This window comes from Flavobacterium aquicola (assembly GCF_003385115.1).
GTDB lineage: Bacteria > Bacteroidota > Bacteroidia > Flavobacteriales > Flavobacteriaceae > Flavobacterium > Flavobacterium aquicola.
The window spans coordinates 1-11,389 of record NZ_QUNI01000025.1 but is presented as its reverse complement, the minus strand read 5'-3'; the positions used below and the strand labels follow the sequence as shown (position 1 = coordinate 11,389).

At 30.5% G+C, this 11,389-nt stretch carries 16 protein-coding genes; all 16 read left to right on the top strand.

Features of this window, described 5'->3' with window-relative positions:
• Positions 1-243 precede the first annotated feature (243 nt).
• The 16 genes from C8P67_RS21410 (at position 244) to C8P67_RS22430 (ending at position 11,215) form a co-directional block, all read left to right on the top strand.
• Positions 244-741, top strand: a complete 498-nt coding sequence (locus tag C8P67_RS21410; RefSeq protein WP_115815240.1) for a TIR domain-containing protein — start codon at positions 244-246, stop codon at positions 739-741.
• A gap of 1 nt (position 742) precedes the next feature.
• The gene (locus C8P67_RS21405; protein WP_115815239.1) at positions 743-1,660 is read left to right on the top strand and encodes a macro domain-containing protein; all 918 of its coding nucleotides are present in this window, start codon (positions 743-745) and stop codon (positions 1,658-1,660) included.
• Positions 1,661-1,826: 166 nt separating this feature from the next.
• Positions 1,827-2,162 (top strand): hypothetical protein, encoded by a 336-nt coding sequence (locus tag C8P67_RS21400; RefSeq protein ID WP_115815238.1) that lies wholly within the window; start codon positions 1,827-1,829, stop codon positions 2,160-2,162.
• Positions 2,163-2,601: 439 nt separating this feature from the next.
• Positions 2,602-2,871: a hypothetical protein gene (locus C8P67_RS21390; protein WP_115815236.1), complete on the top strand. Its 270-nt coding sequence runs from the start codon at positions 2,602-2,604 to the stop codon at positions 2,869-2,871.
• A gap of 266 nt (positions 2,872-3,137) precedes the next feature.
• The gene (locus tag C8P67_RS21385) at positions 3,138-3,437 is read left to right on the top strand and encodes a hypothetical protein (RefSeq protein WP_147298277.1); all 300 of its coding nucleotides are present in this window, start codon (positions 3,138-3,140) and stop codon (positions 3,435-3,437) included.
• A gap of 175 nt (positions 3,438-3,612) precedes the next feature.
• Entirely contained in the window at positions 3,613-4,224 is a 612-nt protein-coding gene (locus C8P67_RS21380; RefSeq protein WP_115815234.1) for a hypothetical protein, read from the top strand.
• A gap of 174 nt (positions 4,225-4,398) precedes the next feature.
• Positions 4,399-4,962 carry a hypothetical protein gene (locus C8P67_RS21375; protein ID WP_115815233.1) on the top strand — a complete coding sequence of 188 codons (564 nt, stop codon included), beginning with the start codon at positions 4,399-4,401 and terminating at the stop codon, positions 4,960-4,962.
• A gap of 183 nt (positions 4,963-5,145) precedes the next feature.
• Positions 5,146-5,694, top strand: coding sequence for a hypothetical protein (locus C8P67_RS21370; protein WP_115815232.1), 549 nt, complete (start codon positions 5,146-5,148; stop codon positions 5,692-5,694).
• A gap of 187 nt (positions 5,695-5,881) precedes the next feature.
• Positions 5,882-6,511, top strand: a complete 630-nt coding sequence (locus C8P67_RS21360; RefSeq protein WP_170141508.1) for an SLATT domain-containing protein — start codon at positions 5,882-5,884, stop codon at positions 6,509-6,511.
• A 15-nt stretch (positions 6,512-6,526) separates the two neighbouring features.
• Positions 6,527-6,832: a hypothetical protein gene (locus C8P67_RS21355; RefSeq protein ID WP_115815229.1), complete on the top strand. Its 306-nt coding sequence runs from the start codon at positions 6,527-6,529 to the stop codon at positions 6,830-6,832.
• 182 nt (positions 6,833-7,014) lie between these two features.
• Complete coding sequence (locus C8P67_RS21350) at positions 7,015-7,506, top strand: phosphoribosylaminoimidazolesuccinocarboxamide synthase (protein WP_115815228.1); 492 nt, start codon at positions 7,015-7,017, stop codon at positions 7,504-7,506.
• 166 nt (positions 7,507-7,672) lie between these two features.
• Positions 7,673-8,074, top strand: a complete 402-nt coding sequence (locus tag C8P67_RS21345; RefSeq protein WP_147298276.1) for a hypothetical protein — start codon at positions 7,673-7,675, stop codon at positions 8,072-8,074.
• Positions 8,075-8,232: 158 nt separating this feature from the next.
• Positions 8,233-9,030 (top strand): hypothetical protein, encoded by a 798-nt coding sequence (locus tag C8P67_RS21335; protein WP_115815225.1) that lies wholly within the window; start codon positions 8,233-8,235, stop codon positions 9,028-9,030.
• 148 nt (positions 9,031-9,178) lie between these two features.
• Positions 9,179-9,973 (top strand): hypothetical protein, encoded by a 795-nt coding sequence (locus C8P67_RS21330; protein WP_115815224.1) that lies wholly within the window; start codon positions 9,179-9,181, stop codon positions 9,971-9,973.
• 151 nt (positions 9,974-10,124) lie between these two features.
• A complete protein-coding gene (locus tag C8P67_RS21325) occupies positions 10,125-10,673 on the top strand; it encodes a hypothetical protein (protein ID WP_115815223.1) in 549 nt (182 codons plus the stop codon).
• Between the two features lie 407 nt (positions 10,674-11,080).
• The gene (locus tag C8P67_RS22430; protein WP_262511454.1) at positions 11,081-11,215 is read left to right on the top strand and encodes a hypothetical protein; all 135 of its coding nucleotides are present in this window, start codon (positions 11,081-11,083) and stop codon (positions 11,213-11,215) included.
• Positions 11,216-11,389: the final 174 nt, after the last annotated feature.

Genomic DNA, 11,389 nt, shown 5'->3' with positions numbered 1-11,389 from the left:
ATACTTAGACAATAATGATTTGCACCGATGCAGGCAGTACCTCTTTAAAAAAATTACAAATCTTTTTGATATGTAAGAAATAATTTTAAATTTGTGTAAAGCGAATAAAAATAAAACGCATAAATAAAACCACAAAACATGCGCATAATATGCCAATTAGGAACAAAATGTGTTGGTTTTATGCGTGTATAAGATAGTTGGTGGCAAGCAAAATAGAAACTGGAGAATTCAACAACAAACAAAATGAAAGACAAAATTTACGCCGTATTTGATGGTGATAGTGACATACACTATTTTCATTTGATGAAAGCATGGACTAACAACGAAAATTTCGATTTTGAAATTAAAGATGCTCATGACTTAAATTATGCTAAAGACACTAGTCTAGAAGAAAGCATTAAAGCTCAATTAAGAAAACGATTAGAGAATTCAAAAGCCATAATACTAATAGTAGGAGAAAAAACTAAATACTTATATAAGTTCGTAAGATGGGAATTGGAGTTTGCGCTAAAAAACGATTTACCAATAATTGCCGTAAATGTTAATGGTATTAGAAACAGAGATATTGATAGATGTCCTGCTATAATTAGAGATGAATTAGTGGTACATGTTTCTTTTAATCATAAAATTATAAAATATGCACTCGATAATTGGCCTGCAAGCTATAAAAGATTGAAAAATAGTAATGAAACTGGTGCAAGATATTATCCTGATGAAATTTACAAGAAATATGGACTTTAGTATGAAAAAAATCACTTCTAAATTCGTCTATGCATTTCTTTATGATTATAGCAAAAGTAGAGTCCTAAATATATTCCTAACCTTTTTTGGGATAATTGGTTTTTTATGGACTCTTGTAGAATGTTTTTCATGGTTATTTGATAATTTAAATTATCCCGAAGAACTTCGTAAATTCATCCGTGCGAACTTAAAAATTGGTTTATTAATAATCGCTATCTTAAGTGTATATAATCATCGTAGAAAAAGTAAAATTCAAAAGACTTTTACAAATACTGATTTAACCGTAATTATAGAATTTTGTGATATTTTCAAACAAGAAGGTGCTATAATTATACCTGTATGTGATACATTTGATAATGATATACCTAGTGGCCTAGTTAATTCAAAAACTTTACACGGGCAATTTATTGAAAAATATTATCCAGGAAATGTACCCGCCTTAAATGCTGAAATAGTAAGATCTTTAGCTAACATAGGTTCAGTACCAATAGAAAACAACCCTAATTTAAAAGGAAATAGTAATCGTTTTGAAATTGGAACAACTTGTCCCATAAAAACAACTAATGAATATTTTTACTTATCGGCACTTACATATATGAAAGATACTGGAAATGTTGAAATGCAACCTCAGAATATATATGATTTTCTTTCTAATGTTTGGAATTTCATTCCGAATCATGGTGAATATCATGATGTTGTAAATATTCCTGTAATTGGCACTGGATTAAATCGACTTCCTGCAAGTTATACTAATCAATTTATTGTTCAGGAAATTGTAAATTCCTTCTTTGTTACATCCAAAGTACAAACATTTTGTAAAACATTACGAATTTGTCTTCATCAAAAAAATTATAAGTTTTATAATTTCGACGATATTAATATATTATTTTGTCACATAGATAATTACCTAAACAGATAGTGCCAGCCACCAACAGCCACTACAACGGATTTGGGCATTTGGCTTAATGGAAAGATGGTTTTGTATTTGGAATATTTAGCAAATCCGAAGAATGAGCTTAATTTAGTCCCAAACCCGCTATAGTGCCAGAACGTTAGCGGTAATACCCACAAAATTCTAGAAATCAATGCAGAAAATTTTACTTACAGTATTTTTGGTTTTAAGCTTGATAAGTTGCCATCAAAAGAAAACGTTTTCAAAAATCCACAATGCGAAAAATTACGTGAGCATAACGAATATAACGAGAATTGAAAACTATGATAATCAGAAAATTGAAATTATTGGACAATTTCATATGGATTTCGAAAATATGTACTTAGAAAAAGATGACCAAAAAATTTGGGTAAATTTTAATTTTTACCAACATCTTCAAACTGAAAATAATGAAATTTTAGATGGAGAAATTCTGAAAACCTTTAATTACAAAATGGTAAAAATAAAGGGGAAACTTAAATATTGGTAAGAAAGGTCATTTGGGAAGCTACAAAGCAGAATTAAATGACATTGTCTCTTTTGAAAATTAATATAAGTACTACCGCTAACAGCTACTACAACGGATTTGGGCAATTGGCTTAATGGAAAAATGGTTTTGTATCTGAATGATTTGGCAAATCCGAAGAATGGGCTTAATTTAGTCCCAAACCCGCTGTAGTACCAAGACGTTAGTAGCCATTGCAACACAAAATCGGAATTGAAATGAGACTTATTTTGAAATTTATATTCTTATTTATAACGATTTATTTACTCGTTCCCTATTCTATTGGGTTATTTGAAAAAATTCAAAAACCAGAATTCAAAAATCTTTCAATAAGTGATTATATATGGATTGGAATCATTTTAGCATTTATGGTTGCGCTGAATATTAAATGGTTTTATCTCGATAGAAGAAAACGCAATATGCAATGAATATAGAAAAATTTAAGCCAACTTTTGCTTCTATTCTTTCAATTATTGGAATAGTGGCGGGAATTCCATTCGGATTTTATTGTTTGACTTTAACAGGCGGAGCTAGTCTTGGCGGTGTTATAGTATTTGGAATTGTAATCGGTCTAGCTGTATTGTTAGTAATCGACAGAATACTACTATCATTTTTAAATCCAAAAAGATTATCAATAATAGAATTTGGAATATGCGTAATATGTTTGTTAATATATTTTGCAACAGAAGATTAAGCAACGGCTACTAACAGCTACTACAACGGATTTGGGCAATTGGTTTAATGGAATGATGGTTTTGTATTTGAATGATTTGGCAAATCCGAAGAATGAGCTTAATTTAATCCCAAACCCGCTATAGTGCCAGAACGTTATGGGCAAGCAGTAAAAAACAGAAACTAATGATATTCATTACAAATTCAGACAATTCAGGAAATTCAAAAAAAAGAAATATAATAGTTACAATTTTACTTTCACTATTTATAATAGCCGATTTCTATACATTGAAAACAGTTTTAGATTCAAATCCAAATAATGATATAATCGACCTTACCGTAAAATTAAATTATTGCTATGTTGTCTTTACCATTCTAGATTTGTTTTTTACTTTTTCCCTTTTTTTATGGAAAAAATGGGCTTTTTGGGGCACTTTAGCAATTAGTATTTTAACATTCTTACTTAATTTATATAGCGGGGTAGAAATTATTATGTCATTTTTTGGTTTATCAGGAGTAATACTTTTATTTGCTTTACTTCAGTTAAAATGTGAAAATGTTTCAGGTTGGAAAAATCTAGAACAATAAAACTGCCTGCCCATAACAGCTACTACAACGGATTTGGGCAATTGGCTTAATGGAAAGATGGTTTTGTATTTGGATGATTTGGCAAATCCGAAGAATGGGCTTAATTTAGTCCCAAACCCGCTGTAGTACCAGAACGTTACCAGCAAGTCAACCACGAAACTATAATCAATATTTTATGAAACAATTTTATCTAAGCATAATTTTATTGACTCTTCTTAGCTGTAAACGCGAAAATCCAAACTTTACGACGGATGAAAGTTTCAGAAATATCCAAATTGATAAAGGCTGGAAAATTTACAAAAATGAAAAAGTTAATGCTTTGTTGCCTTCAAATTGGAAACCGAAAGTTGAAAATGATTTAATCTTAATGGTACCAATAGATAAAAAGCAAAACCTATTTTATGCGGTTCTCGAACATAATATTGTGGAAGTTGGTTCGATTAAAAGTTACGTCAAAAATGTGTTCAAAGAGGTTTCTGAAAAACACAATGACTTAAAATATACGATAAATAGAGTCATGTTTACAAACAATAAAACATGCTATCTTCTAACTCTCTATTTTTCAGAAAATGGGCATCTCTACAAGTTGTATAACGCCCTATATGAATCGCAAGGTAAAATATATGATTTTGTATACAGAACAATTAATAATTCTGCTACAGACAAAACTAATTATGAAACGTTTATTGGCGTTATGTTTACCTTAAAATACAACAATATAAACGTAATCAAAGGTGAAAGCGATTTTCTGAAAAAAGCAGAAAATATAAAATATGAAGATTTGTAATATGACCTGCTGGTAACAGCTACTACAACGGATTTGGGCAATAGGCTTAATGGAAAGATGGTTTTGTATTTGGAATGATTTGGCAAATCCGAAGAATGGGCTTAATTTAGTCCCAAACCCGCTGTAGTACCAGAACGTTGGCAGACATTCACCAAAAAATCGGAGAATTAAAATATGAGAAAAATACTTAAAATTACTGGAATTTACCTTTTACTTATAATTTTAGATTTTAGTTGTGCACCGCCAGAGCATGTGTTAATAAATGGTATTGAATTTAATAGTGCTACAATAAAAGACAGAAAAGATCAACGAGAATTTAATAATTACGTTGAAACTTCGGTTTTTAAGAATGATATTGTGTTTATTATATCTGAAAATTTAGAAACAGTTGCAAGTTTAAATTTGAGATTAACTGAAAAATGTTATGCGACAACTTTTGCCAAAACTTACGATAATTCAATTTTAGAAGAATCATTTTCCCTCAAACTAAACAAAGATTTTACTTATGGTAATGTTCTAATAAGTGCAAATCAGAATTTATTTGAAATACCAGAAATTAGAAACCAAATATCAATCTTTCAAACCAATCAATCTTTTGGAGACAAAATTATTGAATTTAGTCATAGTTTTATAAATGATGCTATTTTTAGTAATGAAGTTTACCAAGTAGAATTTGAATGTAAAACAACTGATAACAGACTTTTTAATAAAGTAATAGAAGTTAAATTTGAAAATTAGAAAGAAAGAACGATCTGCCAACAGCTACTACAACGGATTTGGGCAATTGGCTTAATGGAAAGATGGTTTTGTATTTGGAAGATATGGTAAATCCGAAGAATGGGCTTAATTTAGTCCCAAACCCGCTGTAGTACCAGAACGTTATCACTCATTTTACAGCAGAATCAAGAAAACAATTACGAATTGAAAATTTTCAAAAAAATATTATTGCTAATTGGAATTTTACTCATCGTTGGGTTAATTTCTATATGGGATCTTTTTGATAGAGGACTATTTTATTCCAGACATATTTCAACTGACGAACTTAATGAGTTCTATATGTATAAAACGTGGGAACAACAAGAAAAAGCATTCGAAAAGAATTTCGGGGTTGAGAAATATAAATTCCCAAGAAAAAAAGTAAGCGAAATAAAACTGTTCAAAAACACTTTTTTGACAAGTAGAATAACTTCTAAAACAATATCTAATTTAAACAAATCAGAGTTAATTTCTTTTTTTAATAACCCCATAAATTTCCATTGGTCAGAGACAACTTGGAGTTTGGATGAGTCGGAATATATCTTACGATTTTATGACGATAAAGACAACGAAATAGGTAAAATCTGGTTGTGTTTAGAAGGCTGTGGAATGACCGAATCAATTCCATTTTCTCCAAATATGAAATATGGTGGATTGAGTAAAACCGGAATGGAAAACATTAACCGAATTATAAATAAAGTATTAGCGGAATAAAAAAACGAGTGATAACAGCCACTACAACGGATTTGGGCAATTGGCTTAATGGAAAAATGGTTTTGTATTTGAATGATTTGGCAAATCCGAAAATAGGGCTTAATTTAGTCCCAAACCCGCTGTAGTGCCAGAACGTTAGCGGTAATGCCCCATCAAGAACATAAAAATCATAATACATATATTCACTGTGGAAAAAACTCATAAAGACTATCTCACAAAAACTTTCTTAGAAGAGTTAAATTATAAAATTTGGTCTACTAAAGGAAGTAGATTTAATGCAAGTACAAGATTGATAAAAACATCACGCCTTTCAAATTTGTCAATTAGCATGCTTTCTGTTTATCTAACCGCAGTAGGACTACTTTCAGTCTATAATTTAAGTTTCAATACAATAAATGCAAATCTGATAGCTTATTCTATAACTTGTCTTTCTATCTTAACTTTAGTATTTGGACAAATTGAAAACGCTAAAGATTTTACAATGAAAGCAAAAGAATTCCATAACTGTGGCTTAGAACTATATAATATATATAATGAACTGAGAATTTACAAAACGTTAACTGAAAATCAAACATTACAAGACAACGAAAAATTTGCTAAAGAAATTTCAATTGCCTATCAAAGAGTGTTAGAAAAACATGAAAACCATCAACAAATTGACAATGACCGTTTTCGATCAAAAACGGCTAAATATCATGAGCTATCAATGTTTTCAGTTTTAAAGATTAAATTCATATATTATATACGAACTGCCTTTATTTATCATCTTTTAATTGTTTTGCCACCAGTAATAATAATAACATTTTTGATGCATTAAAAGAATAATCAAGAAATGACAGCAGAAGATAATAAATTAATTTTAAGTAGCATTAGAGCATTACAAGGAGAAATCACGTCTTCATTACGTTCTGTATCAGTAGAATTGCGTGAAAAAAAAATAGTTTGGCAATGTTTATTTGATTCTGATGCGACAGAAGATGATTTTGAACTTATGTCTGTGGCATGTGCTGAAGTTATAGCTGATTATGATTGGGGTTATGGTTTAGAAGAAATTATTAAATATGTTCCTGCTCCTGAAGATATGAAGCATTTGAAAAATTTGATTTACTTAAGGCATGAACAAAATTATTACAAATAAATGCACTACCGCTAACAGCCACTACAACGGATTTGGGCATTTGGCTTAATGGAAAAATGGTCTTGTATTTGGGATGATTAGGCAAATCCGAAAAATGGTCTTAATTTAATCCCAAACCCGCTGTAGTGCCAAGACGTTAGCCGTCATTATACCAAAAAACCGTAAAAAATCAACTTTAGAAAATGGAACACGAAAAAACATTCAGAACTAAAACAGGATTTTGTCATATTTTATCAGACAAAATAATTTTATCAAGAGACGGAATAATTGGAAATGTGGCGAAAATAACTGTCGGAAATGGAATTTCTAGAATTTTATTAATTTACTCTACAATTTCAATATTCTTAATATATTCAGCATATTCAAGCTTTCAAAAGGGAGAAAATGTTTCAGTTTTGTTCTTTGGTTTATTAGCAATATTCTTAATTTACGGAATTATAAAAAGTATTAATAACTCTGCAACTCCAATAATAGAAAGAAGTAAAATAAAAGAAGTGAAATTTATAAATGCAAAAGTTGGACTAACACGTTCAAGATTTGAAATTTTGTTCGAAGACGAAAATGGGAAATTAAAAAAGCGATTGATTATGCTTCCAGGTTCATTAAATGACGGAACAAACGAAACAGAAAAAGCATTGACGATAATGAAAGGTGAAAGAATATTAGCAACTTAAAGAAATAACGTCGGCTAACAGCCACTACAACGGATTTGGGCATTGGGCTTAATGAAAAAATGGTCTTGCATTTGGATGATTTGGCAAATCCGAAGAATGGGCTTAATTTAGTCCCAAACCCGCTGTAGTGCCAGAACGTTACCAGCAAGCACTAAAAAAAAGCAGAATGAAGTATCTATTTTCTTTAGCGGTAATACTTTTGATAATCGATATTTCCCATGCTCAAGATTCAATTAAAACTTATAAAATTGAAAGTAGAACATTTGAAATTGAGAAAAAATATCAAGTGCAAGAAATATCGATTAACTCTGACTCAACATATATCAGAACACATTACAAAGTTGATAAAAAATCGGAAATAGCAAATTATAAAAACGTCATACCATCAATAAAAGAAAATGGAACCTTTAGAAAAAAAGGAGATTTTTATTTTCTTAAACCATATAATCAAAATTTCGAAATGGGTCGTTACAAAATAACGGACAAAAAAATGATTTACTATTATGAGTGGCATGATAAAATTAAGAAAGGCGCGAAATTTAAAAGAATAAAACAGAAAAGTAATTAAGCCAGCTGGTAACAGCCACTACAACGGATTTGGGCATTGGGCTTAATGGAAATATGGTTTTGTATTTGGATGATTTGGCAAATCCGAAGAATGGGCTTAATTTAGTCCCAAACCCGCTGTAGTGCCAGAACGTTATGAGCAATAATAAAAAAACCTGAATGAGAAAACTTACTTTTTTAATCATATTTTTTAGTCTCGTGGCTTGTAAAAATGAAATTGAGAAAGCGGAAAGAAAAACAGCTGATAAAAAAGTAGTTTCCAAACCCAATTCAAGTAAAAAGCTTTCTTATGCGGAAGAAATTGAAAAGCTAAAAATCAGCAAACCTAAAAATTCGATACTTTCCAACGATATTCAATTCATAAACGACTCTATTCTTAAAGGAAAATTTAAATTAGATATTTCAAAATACGAATTAGAGAATTCAAAAAAAGAATGTTTTCCAACCATAATGGAAAAGGAAGAATTTTACGAATATTCAGTCGAAGCTGATAGAACTTCTACGAAAGAGTTTAAAAATTTAGGAGACTTGAATGGCGACGGAAAAAAAGAATCTGTTTTTATTCTGCCTAGTTTAGGTTGGTGTGAAGAAGGTCAATCCTATTATTTTACTGACAATAAAATCCCCCGAATCCTAACTGACTCAAATTGTTGTCATACAGAAAGTTTATTTAGCATTGGAGATATTGACGAAGATGGTGGAAATGAAATAGCAGAATATTATTCAAGTTGTGCAAGTAATTTTAAATACATTGACATTTGGACTTTAAAGGAAAACAAATGGAAGCTTGTTGACAAATTTGCTTTCTTTTATAATAATGGAAAGTATGAGGCTTTCAAAGACTTTCATAAACTTTACAAGAAAATTTCTAAAAACAAATTTAAGTTTTTAGAAATATCAGATATGCGAGCAAACGGAGAATTGGTAATGGAGTGGAAAATAGTGACGATGAAATAATTACTGCTCATAACAGCCACTACAACGGATTTGGGCATTTGGTTTAATGGAAAAATGGTCTTGTATTTGGGATGATTTGGCAAATCCGAAGAATGGGCTTAATTTAGTCCCAAACCCGCTGTAGTGCCAGAACGTTACTTGCCATTTTATGAAAGATATAGACAAACAGAAATTATTTTACAAATCATCATTCCCGAAAGGAGAAGAATATTTCTCATGGTTATTCTCAAAAGATGACATGAAGGAAAATATGACAATGGAAATATATGAAAAAGATGAAAAATTCAAATCATTAGAAACTCTAAAAATTTTACCTGATATTTTAGAAACGATCTATAATGTATCAACTTGTTATTATGGTTGCACAGGTGGTGCACATATAATAGAATATATAACTGGCAGAGGATATAATTTAGGGATTTCAGCTTTTAAAATATTACGACTAGGATTTTACGATGAAGCATTATCATTAATAAGAAGCATCAGTGAAATAAATAATTTATTTTCCTTGTTTGGAATTGATGAAAAAGCAAAACAAAATTGGTATGATATGAACGAAAAAGAAAGAATCCGAGAATTCTCTCCTGCAAAAGTTCGTGAAAAAATGTCAAAAACAGTTTTGGAAGCTCCAATCTCTCGTGAATATTATAGTAAACTTTGTGAAGTTGGAGTTCATGTAAATCCAACAACTAAACCACAAGGCAAAAATCATGTTGAAAAAGCAATGATTGGCGGATTTGTTACTAAAGAACTTTCAATTGCAGTTTTAAATGATTTAGCATTTAATCTAGTTTGGTTAGCAATATTAGCATTACGCAATTCTGTTTCTCAAGAAACTTTTTTGATAGAGGTTAGTAAAATTCAACCTCACTTTTCTAAAATCGGAGATTTAAATATTGAAACAATTGATCAATATATGAATGAACAAAAAAACGGCAAGTAACAGCCGTTTGGCGTGATTGGGGTTTTAGACTAAATTTAAAGATGGTTTTGTACTTGGAAAATTTGTGTTTAACCGAAAAATATCGCCTCTTTATTCCCCAACCACGCCAAGCGCCAGAACGTTAGTGGTAATGCATCATCAGAAACTAAAAATGAGTAGAAGAAATAAAATCGAGCCATTAAAAAAAAATAAAAATAAAGAATCAATAGCAATGATTTTAAAACTTTTTATTGGTACGTTAGCTGTGTTTTCATTTGTTTATTCACTTAGAGAGTTCAATAATTTCACAATTATTAGTTTTGAATTTTTAAGTTTTATATTTTTTTTCTCTGGAATTATAATAGCAAGCGTACAGTATTTTTTTAGAAAAAATAAAATTGAAAAACGTTTGAGTATTTATGATTTTTTCGTTCCAAAAATTTTCATTTATGGTTCAATATGTTCCGCACTATTCTTTTTAACAAACAGTTATTTTTCTACAGACAAAGAATATATTATAACTTCATTAATTTATAAAAGATATAAAGCTTATAAAAGTTCGCCAAATTCTATAGTTGCGGAAATTAAAGGCGTGGAAAGAGAAATTAATATTCATAATTACAACTTTGAAGAATTACAAGAATTTAATAATATACAAATTAATTTAAAAAACGGTTTTTGGGGTTTTCAAATTATACAAGAGATAAAATTGACAAAATAAATGCAAATAAGCACTACCACTAACAGCCACTACAACGGATTTGGGCATTTGGCTTAATGGAAAAATGGTTTTGTATTTGGATGATTTGGCAAATCCGAAGAATAGGCTTAATTTAATCCCAAACCCGCTGTAGTGCCAGAACGTTAGGGTGTATAGCCGTTGACGATCAACAGTCGATTTTAATCAGAGGCTTTAGTTCGGAAAATACACAACGAAGCAGAAACCGAGCGGGCGAAATCTGAACCGAAATTGGAAACGAAATTGGAAACGAAATCTTAAGCTTAATTGTTGCGGACAAACGAACGTGAACCTCTTTTTGGGCAACCGAAATCGGAATTTTTTTGACGATTTTTTTTGAAGTTTAATTGTCGTTTTTTCAATCTTTGTCTCCAAAAAGCAGAAACTAATTGGAACGGAAATCGGAAGGCGGAAAAACTTTCGCAATTGGAATCGATAATTGGAATGACAATTCTTTCGTGCTCAGCAATCGTCAAGCTACACACCCTAACAGCCACTACAACGGATTTGGGCAATTGGCTTAATGGAAAGATGGTTTTGTATTTGGATGATTTGGCAAATCCGAAAAATGGGCTTAATTTAGTCCCAAACCCGCTGTAGTGCCAGAACGTTATGCCTTATGCACCACAAAATCGGTTAACTCACGAGGGAAAAACTGAAATTCTTTAGTTGTAGTTTTCCCGCTTTTAATCCATTTC